The following is a 20,597-nucleotide window of genomic DNA, read 5'->3' as shown; positions in this document are numbered from 1 at the left end:
AATCCGTGCTAGCTTTCCGGTTACATGTAACGGAAGTTGTGAAGGGTCCGCCATGCTCGCCATCGTCCTCGCCCTGGGTGCCAGCCTCGGCTGGGGAGTCTCCGACTTCCTCGGCGGCCTCAAAAGCCGCACCCTGCCCGTCCTGTCCGTGCTGCTGATCTCCCAGGGCACCGCACTCATCCTGCTCACCCTCATCGCCGCCACCAGGGGAGTGGCCCTACCCGACGCCTCCACCCTCGGCCACGCCGCCATCGCCGGACTCGGCGAACTCGCCGGCATCGCCGCCCTCTACCGAGGCCTGTCGGTCGGCAAGATGTCCATCGTCGCCCCCGTCGCCGCCACCGCCCCCGCCGTCCCGCTCCTCATCGGACTGGCCGGCGGCCAGATCCCCGGCCCCCTGCAGTTCACCGGCCTCGCCCTGGCCCTGCTCGGACTGGCAGCCACCTCCTACCGGCCCGGCACAACCACCGGCGCCGCCTCAAGCACCCTGCCCAGCATCCTGTACGGCCTGCTCGCCGCCGCCGGATTCGGCATCTTCTTCCACACCATGCACAACGCCGGCGAAGGCGACGTCGGCTGGGCCCTGCTGACCGCCCGCCTCACCTCGGTCCTCGCCCTGGCCACCGTCATCATCGTCAAACGCCACCGCGTCCGCGTCCCCAAAGCCGACCTGCCCGTCCTGGCGGCCATCGGCGCCCTCGTCATCGTCGCCGACTTCCTCTACACCACCGCCTCCACCCTCGGCCTGGTGAGCGTCGCCGCCGTCCTCGCCTCCCTGCACACCATCGTCACCATCGCCCTGGCCCGCATCGTGCTCAAAGAACGACTCGAACGCCCCCAGCAGATCGGCATCGCCATCTCCCTCATCGGCGTCCTGGCCATCTCCGCCGGCTGACACCACGCGCGGCCGTACAGCGAGAAAACGGCTCAGATGTCGCGGAACGTCTCGATCTGCGCGCCCACCGCGTTCAGCCGCTCCGCCAGCTCCTCATACCCCCGATTGATCACATACACGTTCCGCAGCACCGACGTGCCCTCGGCCGCCAGCATCGCCAGCAGCACCACCACCGCCGGACGCAACGCCGGCGGGCACATCATCTCCGACCCCCGCCACCGCGTCGGACCCTCCACCAGCACCCGATGCGGATCCAGCAACTTCACCGACGCCCCCAGCCGCGTCAGCTCCGTCAGATAGATCGCCCGATTGTCATACACCCAGTCATGAATGAGCGTCGACCCCTGCGCCACCGCCGCGATGGCCGCAAAGAACGGCACATTGTCGATGTTCAGCCCCGGAAACGGCATCGGATGAATCTTGTCGATGGGGGAGACCAGCTTCGACGGCCGCACCGTCAGATCCACCAGCCGCGTACGCCCGTTCGCCGCCGCGTACTCACCGCCCCGATCGTGATCGAGGCCCATCTCCTCCAGCACCGCCAGCTCGATCTCCAAGAACTCCACCGGCACCCGCCGGATCGTCAGCTCCGACGACGTCACCACCGCCGCCGCCAGCAGACTCATCGCCTCCACCGGATCCTCACTGGGGGAGTAGTCGACATCACGATCGATGACCGGCACCCCGTGCACCGTCAACGTCGTCGTCCCCACACCCTCGACCTTCACCCCCAGCTCCTCCAGGAAGAAGCACAGGTCCTGCACCATGTAGTTCGACGACGCGTTGCGGATCACCGTCACCCCGTCATGCCGCGCCGCCGCCATCAGCGCGTTCTCCGTCACCGTGTCCCCGCGCTCGGTCAGCACGATCGCCCGCTTCGGCGACACCCCGCCATCCACCTGCGCGTGATAGAACCCGCCCGTCGCCGTGATATCCAACCCAAAATGCCGCAACGCCGACATATGCGGCTGCACCGTGCGCGTCCCCAGATCACACCCACCCGCATACGGAATCCGGAACCGCCCCGTCCGATGCATCAACGGCCCCAAAAACATGATCACACTCCGCGTACGGCGCGCCGCCTCCGTATCCATCGCCTCCAACTCCAACCGGCCCGGCGGCACAATCTCCAGATCACTACCCTCATTGATCCACCGCGCCCGCACCCCGATCGACGCCAGCACCTCCAAAATCCGATAGACCTCCTCGATCCGCGCCACCTTCCGCAAAATCGTCCGCCCCGCATTCAGCAACGACGCACACAACAACGCCACACACGCGTTCTTCGACGTCTTCACATCGATGCTGCCCGACAACCGCCGCCCACCGACCACCCGCAAATGCATCGGCCCCGCATACCCCAGCGACACAATCTCACTGTCCAACGCCTCACCGATCCGAGCGATCATCTCAAGACTGATGTTCTGATTACCCCGCTCAATCCGGTTCACCGCACTCTGACTCGTCGCCAACGCATCCGCCAACTGCAACTGCGTCCAACCACGATGCTGACGCGCATCCCGAATCAACCGACCGATCCGCGCAAGATAGTCATCCGCCATAGCGCCACAACCTATCTCACATATGAGATCCGCCCGCCCCCCACCCATCCCGATGCACCGCCAAATACCCCGGCGTCACCTCCGCCCGCACCTTCCGCACAAACGCCGACCGCGCCCCCCGAAAACCCCGCCGGTCATCGAACATGTCCCGGCTCATCTCCGCCAGCTCCTCCACCCGATACGCATCCAACGGCTTACGCCGCTCATCGTCAGCCCGAGCCACCCCCTTCGCCGCCACCAGCGCCTCCCACTCACCCCCCGACGCCAACCGCTCCGCGAACTCCAAAACCGACCGCTCGAACTCCAGCCGCCCCCCACCCAGCACATGATCAGCCAACCCCAGCTCCACCGCCTCCACCGCACCCACCGGCAACGCCCCCTCCGTCAACCGCTCCGCCGCAGCCACCCCCACCCGCCGCGCCAGCACATACGTCCAAAACTCACTACCGAACAACCCCATCGTCCGATAATGCGGATTCAACACCACCCCCTCCCGCACCAGCACCCGATCCGCACCCAGCGCCATCATCACCCCACCCGCGCCCGCACTACCCCCCACCGACGCCACCACCACCTGCCCACGACACTCGATGATCTCCCGGCACACCGCATTGATCGCATTGATGTTCATCCACGCCTCCAACTCCGGATGCGCCGCCGCCTCGATCACATTCAGATGAATCCCATTCGAAAACGTCTCCCCACCCCGCACCACCAGCACCCGCGTATCCTGCTCACCCGCATACCGCAACGCCGCCGCCAACCTCCGGCACTGATCCGTCGCCATCGCCCCGTTGTAGAAATCAAAACTCACCACCCCCACACCCGCACTGCGCTCATACGTGATCTCCGTATAACCCGCACGCTCCTCCAGATGACCCACCCGATCACCCAGCACCATCACCGCCGGCAACTTCACCCCATCCGCACGATCCAGCCGCAGATGCCCCACCCACACCGTCCCATCACCCGTATGCACCAGCACCGCCCCCTCACGCCGCGCCACCACCGAACCCGGCCGCCCCACCAACGCCGGACCCCGATACACGTCAAACACCCGCACCGCCAACCCGCACAACTCCGCCCGGCCACCCGGCGCCCCATCCGCCGCCCGCACCCGCCGCACGATCGCCTCCGTCGGCTCCGACCACGACACCACCCGATCCACATGCCGCATCGCCGGACGCAACCGCCCCACCACCTCAGGCCGCCCATAATCCAGCGGCACCGGCACGAACCCCGCATCACCCGCCTTCTCCGCCACCTCCACCACCAACTCCACCGCCGCATCCGCCACCGGCCCGTTATACAAAGCCGACTTCCGCGGCGCCTCCACCGGCAGCGCGAACATCCGATACCCCCAGATCGGCCCCGCGTCCATCTCCTCCACCGCCTGCAACGCCGTCACCCCCCACTCCCGCTCCGCATCCGCGATCGCCCAATCCAGCGACGACGGCCCCCGATCCCCGGGCGGACCCGGGTGAATGATCACCACCCGATGCCGCTGCCACAACAGCCCCGGCACCTTCTCCTTCAAAAACGGACAGATCACCAAATCCGGCTTCGCCAGCTCCGCCGCCTCGAGCATCACCCGCTCCGACAGCGCCAACTCCACGCTCACGTCATGACCGGCACGCCGCAACTCCAGCCACGCACGCTGGGTCAGGCCGTTGAAGGACGAGCAAAGCAGCAGGATGCGCAACGGAAACAGCCTCCGGACGATCGCGATGAAGGACGACACCCCGCAAACGACGGGGGAGCGGACGGGCGGGGGACACCACTCAGATGGCCGCACCCGGGCGGCGGACCTCAGTGGTTTCGGCAGCCCCAAATGACCCGTACATGCCACAAGATGTTGACACGAACCGGCACTCCCCGCTGACAATTCACGCAAAATCACCAACTATCCGGTACGGCGACGCCAGGGGAGCGGCCCCCACCCTGCGAAAAAGCCCAACAAAAGCCCCCTCCGACACGATGGGCCCCGGATCTGACCCCCACACGGAAGGTCGATGACATGCGTCTACGCGTCCCGCTCCTGCTCGCCGCCGTCGCCGCCACGGGCCTGCTCACCGCCCAGCCGGCCACCGCCACCACGGCGGCGACGGTGCCTTACGCGGCCGACTCCGGCGACTCGTGCAAGCGCGGTTCCACCGAGGGAAGCCTGGAATGGGTCACCGGCCCCGTCATCAAGCCCACGGTGAAGGTGACGGGCACCCTGTCGGACGAGCGCGAGTTCTCCACCTGCGCGCCCGACGCCCTGTACAGCCGGGCGAGCTTCAGCGCGTACCACGGATCGGACAAGGTGGCCGGTGGGCAGGTCAAGGCCGACGACGCCACCGTCCCGGTCGCGCTGACGCTGGCCGACGCCTCGGGTGTGCGGACGATCGACCGCGTCGTGGTGCAGGTGTGCCGCTACAGCAACAGCCCGGTCGGCATCAGTTACTGCGGGCCCGCGAAGGAATACAAAGCCCCGTGACGACGGCCTTCTGAGCGCATGAGCTATACCGGACAGAATTCACCTTCTGTCCGGTATAGCGTATTTTGGGGTGATTAGCGGCGGGTGGCTAGAGGCGGCGGACGAAGCGTGCGGCGGCGCGATGGCTCATCCCGGTCTCGCCGCGGACGAGGAAGACCGCCTCCTGTACCTGTCCGAGCGCCTTCATCTCCAGCGCCTGGCCGACGAGGTCGGGGCTGGGGGCGGGGCGGTTGCGGGGGTGACGGGTGAGCCGGGCGGCCAGCACGATGAGCCAGATGGCACCGGCCGCCACGACGCCGGTGAGTGCGACGAGGGCCGTTGTTGACATGGCCTGCGTGCTGCCCGCGCTGAGCGAGATCATGCACACGCGCCCGCTGCAACTTGCCGTGGACGCGTGTTGTCTGTGGCGTGGCCCGGTGCGGACGGGTCTGTGTGGGCGGCTCTGGGCGCGCTGCGGGGTTCGTGATGCGTGTGGTGCGTTGCGGCAGGATGGCTTGTGTGGCGTTTTCCCGGGTTGAGCCGATCATTCGCGTTTGCTCGATAATGTACATTATGTCAAGTTAACGTGATCTTGACCCCCTCTCGGTGTGTCCGCCTTGCCTGCGCCCGCCGTCGCGTGTGTACACCGGCCGGCGTCTCCGCGCGTCCAGGATGGCGGCGCCTGCTGCCGGGCCGTCCGTGTCGCGCTGCTGACGTGCGGCGGCGTCCCGGGGGCTTATGGCGGTCTTGCCGTAGACCGGTTGCCCCTCGTGGCGGCGCTCTCGCCTGGATGCGTCGGCGTTGGTGTGGCGGGCTTTCGGTCGGTGGTTCTGGCGTCCGGGGTGAAGGGGTGTCGGTGGTGGTGACTCATGGTGTCGGTCCCCCGGGGCGCGCTTGCGGGCGATCGTGAACGTGGGGGTAATGCGGTGTGGCAGGAGAGTTGGGCTCCGCTCCCCCGCGGGTGGCCGGCAGCGGACGGCTGTCATCCCATTTCTTTGCGTGCCTGCCATATTCCTGTGTGAATTTCCGGAAAGTGATTGCCCGTGAAGCGTTAAAGCGGTTGACCGCAATCCGGATAATCGCGCCAGGACCTGGGTGGCCTGGGGATTCATACGATCAACTGTCGAAATTTGCACCATCTCAAGTGTTGGTCGGGAATTGACACGGGTGGGCTTCTGGCGTGATGATCCATCGGTGGGCAAGGCCGTAAAAGATGGCCTTGTTCGGACATTCACGGAAATGTCCTTTGTGTGCTCCGAGCCCGGTGGGGGCGCTGGGGGGTGGTCCCCCGGACTCGGCTGCCGCATGCCCGCGCCGCTCCGGTGCGCGGGCATGCGGCCTCACTCTTTGTGCCCGGCGGGTGGTTCCTCCCCCTGTGGCGGCTTCTCCCCCGCGCCGGGTGGGCCCGTTGGACGCTTCTGCGGGGGCCGGTGACCCTCCACGAGCACCCGGCATCCCTCGCCGGCCCCGGCCCGGTTGCCGCCTGGTGGAGGGTGCTCGGGTTGACGCGTTTCTTGACGAGTCGTTGAAATGCCGCCTTGGATGGTTTTGGTGCGCTTACTCTGGATATCTGGTACGCGTCCGGAAGGGGACCCGCATGGGGAACGAAGTGTTGTGCCAGGTGTGTCAGGGGGTGCTGCCGGCGTCGGGTCGTGAGTCGTATACGGCGGCGCGTGGGCGGTTGATCGTGTCGAACGGGTATTGCCAGGGTGGGTGCGCGGAGCGTGCCGAGCCGGCGGTGCGTCAGGTTCGGGTGGGTTCGGCGCCGGGGCCTGTGGCTCCTGCTCCGGCTCCGGTGGGTGCTCCCCCGGTGGCGCGGGTGCGGGGTTAGGCCTCGTGCCAGTAGTCCCTGGTGTGTAGGGCGCGGCCGTCGCTGTCGAAGGTGATGAAGACGCAGCCGGCCAGGGTGTTGTCGCCGTCGGTGACGTGGTATTCGATGGCGGCGTTGTTGCCGTCCACCAGGGGTGGGCTGAAGTGTGCGCGGGGTGTGTGTTCTTCGGCGAAGGACCGGTGGATGTATTCGGCGATCTCTGCTTTTCCGCGGTGGGGTGGGCGGAAGGGCATCGAGGTGTGGACGGCGTCGTCGGCGTAGAGGGTGAGGATGGCGTCGGCGTCGTGGTGGGTCCAACCGTGTTGCCAGGTGTCGGCGAAGTGCTGGGCGTGGGCGCGGGTGTCGGGCATGGGGTGATCGTAGGGGGCCGTGTGGTGATGGCGATGCGGCCGCCGGGTTTGAGCAGGGTGCGCAGGTCGGCCAGGCGCTGGGTGGGGTGGGGCCACATGCCGAGGGTGTTGATGGTGAGGATGGCGTCGAGGGGCCGGTCGTAGGCGGGCGGGTGCTCGACGGTGGCTTGCTGGAGGGTGACGCGGTGGGCGTGGATGGCGGCGCGGCTGGAGGGGGTGCCGTGGGAGCGGGCGCACGCGCATTGAGGGTCAGGGGCGGCGGGTGGCGATGGCGTCGAGTTCGAGGATGACGGTGGGGCTGACCATGAGGGTGGTGGCGGTGTTCCAGTTGACGTGCCAGTCGTGGCGGTTGACGGTGAGGGCGGCTTTGAGGTGGGGGCCGTCGGTGGTGGGGCGGTAGTGGACGTCGAGGGTGATGGGGCGGATGGTGCCGCGGATGGTGAGGTCCGCGGTGAGGGTGTAGGTGGTGGGGGTGCGCTGGCGTAGGCCGGTGGAGGTGAGGGTGATGGCGGAGTGGTCGGCGAGGCCCAGGAAGTGGGTGAGGAGTTGCCGGTCGCGCTGGGGGTTGTGGGTGGTGAGGCTGTGGGTGTGGATGGTGAGGTCGATGGTGGAGTTGGCGGGGGTTTCGGGGTCGAGGTAGGCGTGGGCGTCGTATGAGGTGAAGTGTCCGTGGACGCGGCTGGCCATGGTGTGGCGGGCGGTGAAGCCGATGCGGGTGCGGGCGGGGTCGAGGGTGTAGGCGCCGGTGAGGTCGCTGAGCTTGGTCATGGTCGTCCGACGAGGTGGCGGGGCGGAATGTGAGGTGCCGGTGTGACCTCACATGTGGTGGTGGTGTTTCGTCGTAGGGGTGACGGCATGTCCATCTGAGGAAGTCGGGACCCCATGAGCAGCCCTATCGATCCGAGCCTGAGCGCGATCATGAGTGAGCGGCGGCAGTTGATCAATCTGGCGTATCGGCTGCTGGGGTCGCTGGCTGATGCCGAGGATGTGGTGCAGGAGACGTACGCGCGCTGGTATGCGATGTCGGCTGAGCAGCAGGAGGCGATCGCGTCTCCGGGGGCGTGGCTGACGAAGGTGGCCAGCCGTATCTGCCTGGATGTGCTCGGTTCGGCGCGGGCGCGGCGGGAGAGCTATGTGGGTGAGTGGATTCCGGAGCCGTTGCCCGGTCGTACGGATTGGGCGGCGGGGCGGCTGGGTGGGGCTGCGGTGGATCCGGCGGACCGGGTGACGTTGGATGAGTCGCTGAACATGGCGTTTCTGGTGGTGCTGGAGGCGATGACGCCGGCGGAGCGGGTGGCGTTCATCTTGCACGATGTGTTCCGGTATTCGTTCGCCGAGGTGGGCGAGATCGTCGGGCGGAGTCCGGCGGCGTGCCGTCAGCTGGCTTCTTCGGCGCGGCGGCGGGTGCGGGAGGCACAGGTGCCGCGTGCGGCGGTGGCGCGGCAGGCGGGTGTGGTGCGGGACTTCAAGCGGGCGTGGGAGGCCCGGGACATCGAGGCGCTGGTGGGGCTGCTGGCTCCGGACGCGACGGCGGTGGGTGATGGCGGCGGTGTGGTGAGTGCGGCGTTGCGTCCGGTGGAGGGCGCGCCGGCGATCGCGCGTTACATCGTGGAGATCACGCGGCTGGTGCCGGGCATGGCGATCGTGGAGCGTACGGTCAACGGCCAGCCGGGTCTGGTGGCGGTGCATGACGGGGTCACGGTGGTGGTGATGGCGTTCGACGTCGCCGGTGACCGGATTCAGCGCATCTGGGGTGTGCGTAATCCTCACAAGCTTCGCTCGTGGACGACGGACTGAAGGTGTCTGTCGATATTCGGAAAGAAAGGTTCTGCTGTTGATTTTGGTGACGGGTGCCAGTGGCAATGTGGGCGCTTGCGTGGTGCGTGAGCTGGTGGAGGCCGGTGAGAAGGTACGCGTGCTGACGCGTGAGCCGGCCGCGCACGTCTTCCCCGATGGGGTCGAGGTCGTGGCGGGTGATCTGCGGCGGCCGGAGTCGTTTCCGGCGGCGTTGACCGGGGTGGTGCGGGTGTTTCTGTTCCCGGTGTTCGACGCGGCCGGTGCCTTTTGCGCGGCGGCGCGGGAGGCGGGGGTGGCCCACGTGGTGGTGCTGTCGTCGTCGGCTGTGACGTTCGAGCGGCCGGGGTGGGTGGGTGAGCAGCATCTGCGGGTGGAGAAGGCGGTGGAGGCGTCGGGGCTGGCGTGGACGTTCGTGCGGCCGGACGCGTTCATGACCAATGATCTGGCGTGGGCGCCGCAGATCGCCGCGGGCGATGTGGTGCGGGGGGTGTGCGGCGGGGCGGCGCTGGCGCCGGTGGATCCGCGTGACATCGCGGCGGTGGCGGTGTGGGCGTTGGTGGATCGGCTGGTGGGTGAGGCGTTCGTGCTGACGGGGCCGCAGTCGCTGACGCAGGTGGAGCGGGTGCGGATCATCGGGGAGACGGTGGGGCGGCCGTTGCGGTTCGAGGAGGTGGCGCGGGAGGTGTTCGTGGAGCAGGCGGTGGGGCATGGGATGCCGGCGCCGGTGGTGGCTGAGCTGGTGGAGGGGCTGGCTGCGCGGGTGGGCAGGGTGGCGGAGGTGTCGCCGGCGGTGGAGCGGGTGACGGGGCGTGCGGCGTTGACGTATGCGCGGTGGGTGGCGGATCGGGCGGCCGCTTTCGGCGGGTGATCGGTACGGCCTGACTGCTGGTGGTCGGTACGGCCCGGCCGTGGGTGGGCGGTGTCAGGGGGTGCTGGGTGTGGCCGGGTCGGGGGCGTGGTTGTGGGGGCGGGCGAGGGCGGTGCCGAGGGCGGCGCCGCCGATGGTGCCGGCCGCCCAGAAGACGATCATGGCGATGAGGAATTCCGGGCGTATGACGTCGAGGACGGCCGCCTGCCAGGTGGGTGGCAGGGCGTCGCCGGTGCTCAGGTATCCCGCTCGCCGGCTGGCCCAGACGGCGGCTTCGGGGATGCCGACGGCGAGTACCGCGATCAGGGTGGCGAGGCCGGCCAGAGTGCCGGTGCGCAGGCCGGTACCGAAGGATCGGGTCCGCCGGGCGGTGGTGAAGTGGGTTACGCCGGCCGTACCGGGGAGTAGGGGTGGGCGGCGGTGACGCTGGCGGTGGGCAGGGGGCCGTACAGGTGGGGGAAGCCGTTCTCTTCGCGTACGTCCAGGCCGGTGGGGTCGATGTGCAGGACGAGCATTGGCTCGGTGACGCCGGCGTAGAAGGTGGCGGCGACCTGGTCGAGCTGGGCGCGGTCGTGGCTGCAGTGGATGAAGCCGACTTCCTGCAGGGTTTTGCCGAGGGTGGAGACCTGGTAGCCGCCGGGTCCGGTGGCGTGCCAGTCGGCGGCCAGGGCCAGGTGCAGGATCATGTCAGGGCCTCCAGGGCGCGTTCGGCGTCGGCGAGGGTGTTGTAGGCGTGGAAGGACAGGCGGGCGCGGCCGGCGCGGGTGGCGGCGGTGATGCCGGCGGCGGTCAGGCGGGCGGGGTCGGCGGCCAGGGACAGGATGGGGCTGTCGCCCGGGGGCAGGCCGAGTCCGGCGCGTACGTGGTTGGCCAGGGCGAGGTTGTGGGCGCCGACGGCGTCCACGCCGAGGGTGGTGAGCAGTTCGAGGGCGGGGGCGGCGCCGACGTAGCAGAACCAGGCCGGTGACAGGTCGAAGGCGCGGGCGTCGGCGGCCACGCGCAGCGGCATGCCGTAGAAGGCGGTGGTGGGGTCGGGGGCGCTGTACCAGTTGGCGGCCAGCGGGCGCATGCGCTCGCGCAGGCGGGGCGACAGGTAGCCGAAGGCGGCGCCGCGGGGGGCCATGAGCCATTTGTAGGCTGCGCAGACCAGCGCGTCGATGCCGTCGGGGGTGATCGGCAGCCATCCGCAGGCCTGGCTGGCGTCGGCGATGACGAGGGTGTCGTGTTCGCGGGCGGCGGCGATGATGTCGGCCAGGGGGGCGCGTTCGCCGGTGGCCGACTGGATGAGGCTGAAGGCGACGGCGGTGGTGGCGGGGGTGATGTGCTCGGCCAGGCGGGCCAGGGGGACGGTTTCCACGTCGGCGGCCACGGCCCAGGGGAAGACGTTGCTGGTGAACTCGATGTCGGGGACCAGGACGCGGGCGCGTTCGGGCAGGGCGGTGGCGATGGTGGAGTTGATCTGGGAGGCGGTGGAGCTGACGGTGACGTCGGCCGCGGGGGCGCCGATGAGGCGGGCGAAGGCGGTGCGGGCGCGGGCGACGCTGTCGTCCCAGGGTTTCCAGTCGCTGCTGCCGTGGCGCCATTGGTCCAGGACGGTTTGCAGTTCGGTGTAGGCCTGGCGTGGTGGCAGGCCGTAGCTGGCGGTGTTGAGCCAGCCGGGGCGGGCGTCCCACAGGGTGTGCCAGGTGGTCATGGGTTCTGCCATTCGCGGGCGAGCATGGCGTAGACGACTTCGGAGGCCCATTGTCCCTTGACGTACTCGCTGTCGATGAGGTGGGCCTCGCGGCGCATGCCGAGTTTTTCCAGGACGCGGGCCGAGGCGGTGTTGCGGGCGTCCAGGCGGCCGACGATGCGGTGCAGGCCGAGGTCGTCGAAGCCGAGGCCGAGCAGGGGGCGGGTGGCTTCGGCGGCGTAGCCGCGGCCGTGGAAGCGGGGGTGCAGGACGTAGCCGATCTCGCCTTGGCGGTGTTGTTTGCTGGTCCAGATCAGGACGCAGTTGCCGGCCAGTTCGCCGGTGTCGGTGAGGGTGATGGCCACGTCGATCGCTTCGCCTTCGTCGAGCAGGGCGGTGCGGGCGATCTTCTTGTCGAGGAAGGCGCGGCTGGTGTCGAGGTCGCGGGGCTCCCAGTAGAGGTAGCGGGCGACTTCGGGCAGGGATTCGTAGGCGTGCAGGTCGTGGAGGTCTTCGGGGGTGAAGGGGCGCAGGGTGAGGCGGTCGGTGGTGATCGGATAGGTGGGTTTGAGCACGCAGGGAAGTGTAGGCATCGGTCATTCGGGGCGCGAGGCGTTTTCCACGGCGAGGGCCAGCAGGGTGCGCAGGTCGTCGAGGGGGCGTTGCTCGACGACGTGTTCCAGCCACAGGGCGCAGACGGTGGCGTAGAGCAGGCGGGCGCGGGGGTGGGCGGGGGGCAGGGCGAGGTGGTCGGCGGTGACCGCGAGGCAGCCGTCGCTCCAGCGGCGGGCGATGGCCTGCAGGGCGGGGTCGCGGCCGGCGTGCACGTACAGCTCCCACAGGCCGAGCTGGTGCAGGCGGTCGGTGGCGGCGAGGTCGTCGGCGAGGCCGGCCAGGCCGTGCCGGCGTAGGTGGTGGAGTTCGCGTTCGACGAGGTGGGTGAAGGCTTCGGCGAGCAGGTCGTCGCGGGAGGCGAAGTAGTAGGTGGTGGCCGCCAGGGGCAGTGCGGCGCGGTGGGCGACGGCGCGGTGGGTCAGGGCGGCGAAGCCGTTTTCGGTGAGCAGGTCGACGGCGGCGTTGAGCAGGGCGGTGCGGCGCTGGGTGGCGCGGGCCTGGGGTTTTTTGGTCAATGCGTTCCCGCGAGGTTGAGGACGATGACGCCGGCGATGATGAGCACGATACCGCCGATCTTGAGCGGGGACAGGCTCTCGCCCATGAAGGCGAAGCCGATGAGGGCGATGGCGGCGGTGCCGGCGCCGGACCAGATGGCGTAGGCGGTGCCCATCTCGAGCTGGAGTTGCAGGGCCTTGCCGAGCAGGGCGAAGGAGGTGGCGTAGCCGGCGATGACCAGGATGCTCCAGCCGAGGTGGGTGAAGCCGTTGGCGAGTTTGAGCGCGGAGGTCGCGGCGATTTCGCTGACGATGGCGAGGGCGAGCAGGAGCCAGGCCATGGGGGTGGAGCCTTTCCCAAAAAGTGGTACGTGCGTGCCAGTTTAGATGCGGCGGATCCGCTTGCCAACACAGTCGAATGCGTGTTCCACTTGGGCTCGTGGAGTGGGACGCGCTTTCGCTAGTCGAGGCCGGCGAGCACAGGCCGCTGATCGAACGGCGTGCGGTGCTGCGCGGCGGCTTCTACGAGACCCAGGCCCGCACCATGATCGAGCGGGTGCCGCCGGTCGCGGGCATCGCCCAGCAGTGGGGCATCTCCCCCTATCGCGGCTGCGCCCATGCCTGCCGCGGCTGCGGCGCCCGCGCCGGGCACCGCAGGCTCGGCCTGGACGCCGGGCGCGACTTCGACACCCGGATCGTGGTCAAGGCCAACGCCGTGCCGCGGCTGCGGGCCGAGCTGGAGCGCTTCGACGGCGCGCCGGTCGCGGTGGGACTGAGCGGCGACTGCTATCAGGAGGCCGAGCGCACCTACCGGCTGATGCCGGGCGTCGTGGCCGCGCTGCGTGATGCGGGCGTGCCGTTCACCGTCTACACCAAGAGCTCGCTGGTCTTGCGCGACGCCGAGCTGCTGGCGGCGGCCGGCGCCCGGGTGGCGGTCTCGATCGCGTTCGTCGACGAGCGCATCCGGCGGGCCGTCGAGCCGGGCGCGCCCGGCGCGCAGGCCCGCCTGGAGCTGGTCGCGGCGCTGGTGGAGGCGGGGGTGGCGTGCCGGGTGCTGATGGCGCCCGTGCTGCCGCTGCTGAGCGATGCCGCCGACCAGCTGGGCGCGACCGTGCGGCGCATCGCCGCCAGCGGCGCGGGCGGGGTGGAGGCGATCGTGCTGCGCCTGCCGCCCGCCACCCGCGCCTGGTACCTGACGTGGCTGCGGCGGGCCCACCCCGCCCTGGCCGAACGCTACGAGGAGCTGTACGACCCGGCCGGGCTGCCCTCGCCCGGCTACGAGCAGCGCATCCTCGGCCAGATCGAGCAGCTGTGCCGCGACTACCACCTGGCCTTCGGCGCCCCCGCTCCCCCGCCCCCGCCCGCGCCCAAGGCGGCGCAGCTCGCGCTGGTGTAGCCCCGCGGGTTTCAGGGGCCGTGCAGGTGCATGCCGGGCCCGAACATCGGGGCCGGCGTGTCGAACAGATCGACCTCCTCGCCCTCGTGCACCCGTTCGCCGGAGCCGAGCAGCGCCCGGGTCAGCGTCTGGCGCTCATCCAGCATCTCCTCCAGCGCCCGGCCCAGGTGCTCGCCGGACAGCGTGGTCACGGTCTCGGCCCGCCGCAGCGCGATCAGGACCGCGCGGCGCAGCAGTTCCTTGAAGAACGAGGCGGTCGCGCCGTCGGTGCGCTCCACGATCGGCTCCAGGTCGGCCTCCAGCCGCATGTCGCGCGCGTACAGGCGCAGCAGCTCGCGCCGTCCGGCCGCGTCCGGCTTGGGGATGCGCACCGCCAGGTCCACCCGGCCGGGACGGTCGGCCAGCGCCCGCTCGAGCACGTCGGCGCGGTTGGTGGTGAGCACGAAGGTGACGTCGGCGTCGGCGCCCACGCCGTCCATCGCATCCAGCAGCGCGAACAGTAGCGGGTTGCCGTCCTCGGTGTAGGAGCGGTCGCGGGCGACCAGGTCGACGTCCTCCAGGATGACGATCGCCGGCTGCAGCCGCCGCGCCAGGCCGGCCGCCTGGGTGACGAACCTGATCGCCGAGCCGGTCATCACGATGACCGTGGACTGGCGCATGCGGCCCATCAGGTAGCGGGCGGTGTGGGTCTTGCCGGTGCCGGGCGGCCCGTGCAGCAGCAGGCCGCGCTTGAGGTGCTGGCCGTGCTCGCGCAGCCGTACGGCGTGCTCGCCGATCCCGATGATGTGCCGCTCGATGCTGTCCAGCACGCCCTCGGGCAGGACGACCTGCTCGGCGCTGACCTGGGGGCGGGGCAGGAAGGTGACCAGGTCGTTGCCGCGGTGCTCGCTCCATTCGAACGACAGGATCTGGCCCCGGTAGATGTCGTGGGCGCGCATGTGCCCCTCGATCGCCTCCCGGGTGCGGGTGGCGATGGTGCGGTCGGTGGCCAGCACGACGACGTGGCTCTGGGGCGGGCCGTGCTGCTGCGGGCCGCGCAGCCCGATGACGACGGGCTCGCCGCCGGGCGCGTGGGCCAGGATCAGGCCCAGCGCGATGACCTCGACCGTCTCGTCCGGCCCGATCGGCGCGGTGGTGTAGTCGACCGCGCCCGGCTCGAAACGCTCATAGCCGCGCGCGGCGCTGGCCAGCATGTTGACGAAGTCCTCGTGCTCACGCCCCTGCCCGGCGATGCCGAACCACTGGGCGTCGGGGGCGTGCTCGGCCAGGTAGGCGTCGATGCCGCGCTGCAGGTTGACGTGCTCCCAGGTGGGGAAGGTGGCGATGACGTTGGCGATGTGCTGCAGCGGGCTGCCCAGGTGACCGGTGACGCGGGCGACCAGCTCGGGGGTCGGCTTGGACTGGTTGATCTCGTCGTGGGCGTCCCGGAGAAGCTCTTGCAGGGCACGGGCCAGCTTCGTGGCGTCGCTGAGATCCATGGACCCCACAGTGGCAGGTCAGTTGGCGAGATTCAGCCGGATTTCGGTGACCTGGTAGCCCGCCCGCCGGAAGGCCGCCGCCATGGGCGCGTTGGCCAGGTCGGTGGTGGCGGTGATGCGCGGCGCGCCGTTGGCGGCGTGCAGGCGGGTGATCTCGCCGAGGATCTCATCGACGTAGCCGCGCCCGCGCCACTGTGGCACCACGCCGAGATACCCCACATTGACGTGGTACGGCGTGGCCGACGGGATCGCCATGCCCGCCACCTGCCCGCCGGGGGTGTGGGCCAGGCGCCACCAGTGCCGCTCCCCCGGCGCGTTCAGATAGAAGTCCATCTCCTCGCGGGCGCTCTGGCGCGGGCCCTTGGCCGCGACGCTCGCTCGGGTCTGCGCGTCCAGGCTGCCCTCGGCGATGCGCTCGAACACGGCCAGGAACTCCTCATCGCCCGCCTCGGCGAACCGCAGCGCGCCGGTGGCGGCGGGCACGCCCGCCTCGGGGGTCCAGGCGAACTGCAGGCGTTCCACCTCGCGACTCAGCCCGGCGGCGTGCGCGGCCGCGCGCCGCCAGCCCACCGCGGCGGCGGTGGGCGGGTCCTCGCGCCAGCCGCCGGCGGCCTTGATGGTGTACTGCGCCGAGCCCGGGATGCCGGCCAGCGCGGCGCCGATCAGGGCGGCGGCGATCGCCTGACGGTCTGGTTCCAGCGGGTCGATGTCCAGGCAGTCGAGCGCGACCGGGTGCGCGGCGGCGGCCCGCCCCCACCACAGCGCCCGGCCCACCATGCGGCCGTCGCCGTCCTCGGCGATCCACGTCCATTGCGGGCGGTACATGCCCTCGGCCAGGTCTTTGCGGAATTGGCCGGCGTCGATCCAGCCGATGGGCTCGCGCACGGTCCAGGCGGTGACGCGGTCGAGGTCGGCGGGGGTGGCGGGGCGGTAGGAAATCACCTGGGCAGGGTAACGCCCTCTTTGTCCTGATGCCATTATGGCGCCAACTGGCTTGCGATGGCGCATGGTTGGCGTCATAGTGGTGCCATGGATCTCACGTCGTACGCCGACCGGCTCCGCCGGGAGCTGGCCGCCGCCGCGCAGGGCGGCGGCGATGAGGCGGTCGCGCTGGCCGAGCGGCTCGCCGCGCCCCTGGAGTCCTCCGTGCGGCTCATCTTGCTGGAGGCGCTGTCGGAGGCCGCCGACGAGATCACCCGCGAGATGGCGCCCGGCTCGGTGGAGGTGCGCCTGCGCCGCGGCGACCCGGCCTTCGTCCTGACGCGCTCGCCCGCCGAGCACCCCCACGACCAGTCCTCCTACGACCAGTCCTCCTACGAGGAGGCGGATCCGCCCGCCGCCGCGGGCAAGGACGGCGGCACCGCGCGGATCAACTTCCGCCTGCCCGAGCAGCTCAAGGGCCTCATCGAGGAGGCCGCGCGCCAGGAGGGCCTGTCGGTCAACACCTGGCTCGTGCGCGCCGTCGCGGCCACGTTCGATTCCGCCCGCCGTACCCGCCGGCCCGCAGCCGACGGCCGCCGCTACAGCGGCTGGGTCGGCTGAGCGGTCCACACCAGCAATCTTTGAGGAGGGTTCCCATGCCGACGTTCGACACGCCCGAGCCGATCACGGTCAGGATCGACCTGCCCGGCGGCGAGGTCAGGATCATCGCCAGCGACCGCACCGACACCGTGCTGCAGGTGTGGCCGGGCGACGGCGAGCAGGAAGGCGACATCCAGGCCGTCTACGAGGGCGGCACCCTGATGGTCTCCTCCGCCGCGCCCCGCGACCCCGGCCTGGCCGGGACGGTACGCCAAGCCGCCGCCTCCGTGGGCAGGCGGCCCGGCTGGAGCCTGTCCGGGCTGGTGCGCATGCTCGGCGAGTGGGGACAGTCCTCGCCCAGCGTCACGATCGAGGTGCCCTCCGGCTCCCACGTGCAGGGTGAGGCGATGGCCGGGGAGTTCCACTGCACCGGGCGGCTGGGCGAGGTACGCCTGCGCACCGACTACGGCGACATCCGCCTCGACCAGGCCGGCGCGGTCCGCCTGACCACCGACAGCGGCGAGATCTCCCTGGACCGCGCCCACGGCCGCGCCGAGATCACCACCGGCTCCGGCGAGGTCAGGATCCACGAGATCCACGGCAGCGCCGTCATCAGGAACGACGACGGCGAATGCGCCATCGGCGAGGTCACCGGCGACCTGCGGCTGACCGGCGTGCACGGCGACATGCAGGTCGAGCGCGCCCACGGCGGCGTCGAGGCCAAGACGGTGTACGGCAGCGTGCGCATCGGGCAGGTCAGGCGCGGCACCGTGGTGCTGACGAGCACCGGCGGCGACCTGGAGGTCGGCATCCGGCAGGGCACGGCGGCGCTGCTGGACGTGAGCACGGCCGAGGGGCGGCTGGTCAACACCCTGGAGCCGCGCGAGGGGCCGGAGGGGTTCGAGGAGACGGTCGAGATCCGCGCCCGCAGCCACGAGGGCGACATCACCATCCGCCGCGCCTGACCCCCGTCTTTCGAGGTCCCCCGGCGTCCGCACGCCGCCTGGCCGAACGGAGGCGGCGCCTGTCCCCCGGGGGAGGGGGAACAGGCGCCGGTAGTGGCGGGCCCTGGGGGTGGGGCCCGCCACTGGTCTTTCTCACCCCCGCTGTCCTGCCCCGCTGTCCTGCCCCAGGCGTGCCGGCCGCTGCGGGTCCCCGCCACCGGCGGGGCTGACGACCAGTGGGCTGGCGACCACGGGTGTCCGCCCTTGGGCGCGCAGGGCACCCGGGTCTGGCGGTGTGGTCCGCCGCGTCGGGCGGTGGGTCACAGGTAGGGCGGCGGTGAAGAGCTGCGGCGGCGGTAGCGGGGGCTCCTGGTGGGCTCCCTGGTGGGGCTCTTGGCGGTGGTAGGGGTGGTTGGGGGGCTCTCTTGGTGAGGCTCTCGGCCGTGTGGGGGTTAGAAGAGCAGGCCGGGCAGGTGCAGCAGGGAGTTCAGGGCCACGCGGCGCCCCAGCTGCGCGCCGGCGTCGTCGGCGTTGCGGGTGTGGATGCCGGACCAGACGCGGGCGTCCAGGTTCTCCTGGGTGAACTGCCGCCAGGAGCTGTAGGTGCGGTCGGCCCCGGGCGCCACCGCGCTGGAGGCGGTGATGGGCCGGGCCGGGCGGGGACCGGTCAGCGCGGTGAGGATCTGCTCGGCGGCGCCCGCGTAGGCCGCGTGCCCGCTGACGTAGTCGGGGTGGGGCGGCGTCTCGTGCAGCGGCGTCCAGCCCGTGTAACCCGCGGCGCGCAGCGCCGTCACCGGACGCCAGCGCACGTGCGCGTACTTGGCGTCGGAGGTGGCGATCTGCGTGTCGACGGAGGCCACGTGGAAGGCGGCCACCAGCCCGGCGCGGGCGGCCAGCGGCCACGACGCCTTCTGCTCCAGCGCCCCCCGCAGCAGCTGGGTGAAGATCGGCAGCGGGGTGGTGGCCCAGAACTGCGCCACCGCGGTCTGCTCGGGCGTGCGGGCGGTGGAGTCGGCGGCGCCGTAGACGCGTACTTCCTCCATGTCGCGCAGGTAGCGCTCGGAGTCGAGGGCGTCGGGCGTGGGGCGGAACTGGCTGCCGCTGGCCAGCAGGAACGGCTTGGCGTTGCGCAGGCCGTACTGGATGCCGCGGGCGTTGGCCGGCGGGGTGGGCTGCCAGACGCCCGGCGCGGGCGGCTGCGGGTGATAGGCGGCGTCGATCGAAGCCGGGTCCAGGCCGTCGCCGGCCCGCTCGGCCAGCAGGGCGGCGGTGGCGGCCTTGCCGGCGGCGATCCCGCGCTCCTTGGCGTCCCCGTCGGGGATGCGCGCCAGCGTGCCGGCCAGGACCGCGTCCAGCTGCGGCTTTCCGGGCGGCGCGAAGTCGAGCAGGGCCGCGTGCACGGCCGAGGCCAGCGCGGCCTGCTGGTAGGCGGCAGGGGCCAGCGGCTGGCGCACCAGCGCGCGGGTCGCCGCGCTCCAGCCGATCGCCCACACGCGCGAGTTGGTCGCCGCGGCGGAGGCGCCGCCGAGCTTGACGGTCAGGGCGGAGGCGTCGTACCACTCCAGGGCGACGTCGACCGCGCTGCCGGTGCGCGCGGCCGCGGAGGTCGAGGTGAGGGTGATCGGAAGTGCGGCCAGCACGAGCACGGCCGCTATGCGGGATAAGCGCGACATCGAGCCGGTGGTCCTCTCTGTGGGATTGCCTGGGCGTAACGCTCGTGCCAGGAGCCGATCAGCGGCAACCCCTACCCGCGCGTTGGCCTGCGGCTCTGGGGTGTGGCAGGGGGTAAATCGGTGGACACGGTCGTTAGCGTGGCGGGCATGGATGTCATCGACGTGGAGCGTTTCGCGGCCGACGGGTTCGCCAAGGTGGAGGCGGTCGCCGAACCGGAGGTGGCCGACGCGGCCCGCATGCTGCTGTGGCGCCAGATCGGCCTGTCGCCCGAGGAGCCGGCCGCCTGGCGCGAGCCGGTCGTGTGGGCGATGGACACCACGGGAGCGGGCCCGTTCGGGCAGATCATGAGGAGCCCGCGCCTGCACGCGGCCTACGACGCCGTGGCCGGGCCGGGCGGCTGGCTGCCGCGCGGGGCGCTGGGCAGCGTGCCCGTGCGCTTCCCGCACCTGCCGCCGGTGGAGGACCGCGGCTGGCACATCGACTCCAACACCCAGCGGCCCGACGGCAGCTGGGGCGTCAGCGGCCGGTCGCAGACGATGCTGCTGCTGGTGCTGCTGTCGCACGTGGGGCCGGACGACGCGCCGACCCGGGTGCGGGTGGGCTCACACCGCGACGCCTTCGCCGTGCTGGGCGAGGAGGCGGTCGACGCGATGGTCGCCGGGCCGCTGGTGGATGAGGCCAGCGCGCACCGGCCGCTGGCGTACGCGACGGGGGCGCCGGGGGATGTGTACCTGCTGCACCCCTACACCGTGCACGCCGCCGACGAGCACCGCGGCGAGGAGCCGCGTTTCATGTCGCAGGGGCCCATCATGCTGAAGGAACCGGTCAACGGGCAGGGGGCGAACGTCCTGGCGCGGGCACTGTCGCCCTCCTGACCGTCGACGTGCTTTTGTGGGGTCTCCACAACACAGGGGCCCCACCATGCGCGATGCGGACATTGGTATACCCGGCGGCGATCCAGCAGGGTATGGGGACAGGGTGCAGGCGACGCTCCGGGTTTCGGACGTCGCCTTCTGTGCGTTTCGTCATGGGGAGGCTCAGC

21 protein-coding genes and 1 pseudogene are annotated in these 20,597 nt (G+C 70.7%); 8 read left to right on the top strand and 14 right to left on the bottom strand.

All coding sequences use genetic code 11. The annotated features are described in order from the left end of the window. Nucleotides 1-52 precede the first annotated feature (52 nt). Nucleotides 53-895: an EamA family transporter gene (locus HNR40_RS35320; protein WP_184969205.1), complete on the top strand. Its 843-nt coding sequence runs from the start codon at nt 53-55 to the stop codon at nt 893-895. Between the two features lie 32 nt (nt 896-927). Here the strand turns inward: HNR40_RS35320 and HNR40_RS35315 are convergent, their stop codons facing one another. Beyond that, the gene (locus HNR40_RS35315; protein ID WP_184969203.1) at nt 928-2,457 is read right to left on the bottom strand and encodes a helix-turn-helix domain-containing protein; all 1,530 of its coding nucleotides are present in this window, start codon (nt 2,455-2,457) and stop codon (nt 928-930) included. A 16-nt stretch (nt 2,458-2,473) separates the two neighbouring features. Then, complete coding sequence (locus tag HNR40_RS35310; protein WP_312896634.1) at nt 2,474-4,198, bottom strand: enoyl-CoA hydratase-related protein; 1,725 nt, start codon at nt 4,196-4,198, stop codon at nt 2,474-2,476. 276 nt (nt 4,199-4,474) lie between these two features. On the opposite strand from HNR40_RS35310, the gene HNR40_RS35305 reads away from it, so the two are divergent. Further along, nucleotides 4,475-4,936: a hypothetical protein gene (locus tag HNR40_RS35305; RefSeq protein WP_184969201.1), complete on the top strand. Its 462-nt coding sequence runs from the start codon at nt 4,475-4,477 to the stop codon at nt 4,934-4,936. Nucleotides 4,937-5,024: 88 nt separating this feature from the next. Here the strand turns inward: HNR40_RS35305 and HNR40_RS35300 are convergent, their stop codons facing one another. From HNR40_RS35300 to HNR40_RS35290, 4 genes and pseudogenes are all read right to left on the bottom strand, one after another. After that, a complete protein-coding gene (locus HNR40_RS35300; RefSeq protein ID WP_184969199.1) occupies nt 5,025-5,264 on the bottom strand; it encodes a hypothetical protein in 240 nt (79 codons plus the stop codon). 1,478 nt (nt 5,265-6,742) lie between these two features. Beyond that, a complete protein-coding gene (locus HNR40_RS35295) occupies nt 6,743-7,096 on the bottom strand; it encodes a nuclear transport factor 2 family protein (RefSeq protein WP_184969197.1) in 354 nt (117 codons plus the stop codon). A 38-nt stretch (nt 7,097-7,134) separates the two neighbouring features. Further along, nucleotides 7,135-7,293 (bottom strand): annotated as a pseudogene (locus HNR40_RS57935) (class I SAM-dependent methyltransferase); the annotation flags it as partial. 52 nt (nt 7,294-7,345) lie between these two features. Then, on the bottom strand, nt 7,346-7,864 hold the full coding sequence (locus HNR40_RS35290; protein ID WP_184969195.1) for a YceI family protein: 519 nt from the start codon (nt 7,862-7,864) through the stop codon (nt 7,346-7,348). Nucleotides 7,865-7,978: 114 nt separating this feature from the next. On the opposite strand from HNR40_RS35290, the gene sigJ reads away from it, so the two are divergent. Both sigJ and HNR40_RS35280 read left to right on the top strand, forming a co-directional pair. Continuing rightward, nucleotides 7,979-8,893, top strand: a complete 915-nt coding sequence (sigJ, locus tag HNR40_RS35285) for an RNA polymerase sigma factor SigJ (protein ID WP_184969193.1) — start codon at nt 7,979-7,981, stop codon at nt 8,891-8,893. Beyond that, a complete protein-coding gene (locus HNR40_RS35280; protein ID WP_312896633.1) occupies nt 8,826-9,761 on the top strand; it encodes an NmrA family NAD(P)-binding protein in 936 nt (311 codons plus the stop codon). The genes sigJ and HNR40_RS35280 overlap by 68 nt, the downstream gene beginning before the upstream one ends. Nucleotides 9,762-10,144: 383 nt before the next feature. On the opposite strand, the gene HNR40_RS35275 is transcribed toward HNR40_RS35280, so the two are convergent. The 5 genes from HNR40_RS35275 to HNR40_RS35255 are packed head-to-tail and all read right to left on the bottom strand — an operon-like array spanning nt 10,145 to nt 12,883. After that, nucleotides 10,145-10,447 (bottom strand): DUF952 domain-containing protein, encoded by a 303-nt coding sequence (locus tag HNR40_RS35275; RefSeq protein ID WP_184969189.1) that lies wholly within the window; start codon nt 10,445-10,447, stop codon nt 10,145-10,147. After that, the gene (locus tag HNR40_RS35270; protein WP_184969187.1) at nt 10,444-11,454 is read right to left on the bottom strand and encodes an aminotransferase class V-fold PLP-dependent enzyme; all 1,011 of its coding nucleotides are present in this window, start codon (nt 11,452-11,454) and stop codon (nt 10,444-10,446) included. Before HNR40_RS35270 ends, HNR40_RS35275 begins: the two co-directional genes overlap by 4 nt. Then, on the bottom strand, nt 11,451-12,008 hold the full coding sequence (locus HNR40_RS35265; RefSeq protein WP_184969185.1) for a GNAT family N-acetyltransferase: 558 nt from the start codon (nt 12,006-12,008) through the stop codon (nt 11,451-11,453). The genes HNR40_RS35270 and HNR40_RS35265 overlap by 4 nt, the downstream gene beginning before the upstream one ends. A gap of 21 nt (nt 12,009-12,029) precedes the next feature. After that, entirely contained in the window at nt 12,030-12,563 is a 534-nt protein-coding gene (locus tag HNR40_RS56660) for a TetR/AcrR family transcriptional regulator (protein ID WP_221341238.1), read from the bottom strand. Continuing rightward, on the bottom strand, nt 12,560-12,883 hold the full coding sequence (locus HNR40_RS35255; protein WP_184969183.1) for a DMT family transporter: 324 nt from the start codon (nt 12,881-12,883) through the stop codon (nt 12,560-12,562). The genes HNR40_RS56660 and HNR40_RS35255 overlap by 4 nt, the downstream gene beginning before the upstream one ends. A gap of 77 nt (nt 12,884-12,960) precedes the next feature. Here HNR40_RS35255 and HNR40_RS35250 point away from each other — a divergent pair, with 77 nt between their 5' ends. Beyond that, complete coding sequence (locus tag HNR40_RS35250; RefSeq protein WP_221341237.1) at nt 12,961-13,938, top strand: radical SAM protein; 978 nt, start codon at nt 12,961-12,963, stop codon at nt 13,936-13,938. 11 nt (nt 13,939-13,949) lie between these two features. On the opposite strand, the gene HNR40_RS35245 is transcribed toward HNR40_RS35250, so the two are convergent. Beyond that, on the bottom strand, nt 13,950-15,416 hold the full coding sequence (locus HNR40_RS35245) for an AAA family ATPase (protein ID WP_221341236.1): 1,467 nt from the start codon (nt 15,414-15,416) through the stop codon (nt 13,950-13,952). Between the two features lie 18 nt (nt 15,417-15,434). Then, nucleotides 15,435-16,358: a GNAT family N-acetyltransferase gene (locus HNR40_RS35240; protein WP_221341235.1), complete on the bottom strand. Its 924-nt coding sequence runs from the start codon at nt 16,356-16,358 to the stop codon at nt 15,435-15,437. A gap of 87 nt (nt 16,359-16,445) precedes the next feature. Here HNR40_RS35240 and HNR40_RS35235 point away from each other — a divergent pair, with 87 nt between their 5' ends. Together HNR40_RS35235 and HNR40_RS35230 are read left to right on the top strand one after the other, a co-directional pair. Beyond that, nucleotides 16,446-16,958, top strand: coding sequence for a hypothetical protein (locus HNR40_RS35235; RefSeq protein ID WP_184969179.1), 513 nt, complete (start codon nt 16,446-16,448; stop codon nt 16,956-16,958). A gap of 35 nt (nt 16,959-16,993) precedes the next feature. Beyond that, entirely contained in the window at nt 16,994-17,902 is a 909-nt protein-coding gene (locus HNR40_RS35230) for a DUF4097 family beta strand repeat-containing protein (protein WP_184969177.1), read from the top strand. Nucleotides 17,903-18,333: 431 nt separating this feature from the next. On the opposite strand, the gene HNR40_RS35225 is transcribed toward HNR40_RS35230, so the two are convergent. Beyond that, the gene (locus tag HNR40_RS35225) at nt 18,334-19,554 is read right to left on the bottom strand and encodes a vanadium-dependent haloperoxidase (RefSeq protein WP_184969175.1); all 1,221 of its coding nucleotides are present in this window, start codon (nt 19,552-19,554) and stop codon (nt 18,334-18,336) included. A gap of 147 nt (nt 19,555-19,701) precedes the next feature. On the opposite strand from HNR40_RS35225, the gene HNR40_RS35220 reads away from it, so the two are divergent. Continuing rightward, on the top strand, nt 19,702-20,430 hold the full coding sequence (locus HNR40_RS35220; protein WP_184969173.1) for a phytanoyl-CoA dioxygenase family protein: 729 nt from the start codon (nt 19,702-19,704) through the stop codon (nt 20,428-20,430). Nucleotides 20,431-20,597 lie beyond the last annotated feature (167 nt).

The sequence above is a fragment of the Nonomuraea endophytica genome, assembly GCF_014203235.1.
GTDB classification, from domain to species: domain Bacteria; phylum Actinomycetota; class Actinomycetes; order Streptosporangiales; family Streptosporangiaceae; genus Nonomuraea; species Nonomuraea endophytica.
Note: the sequence above shows the minus strand (reverse complement) of the source record. Positions and strands in the feature narration are given on the sequence as shown.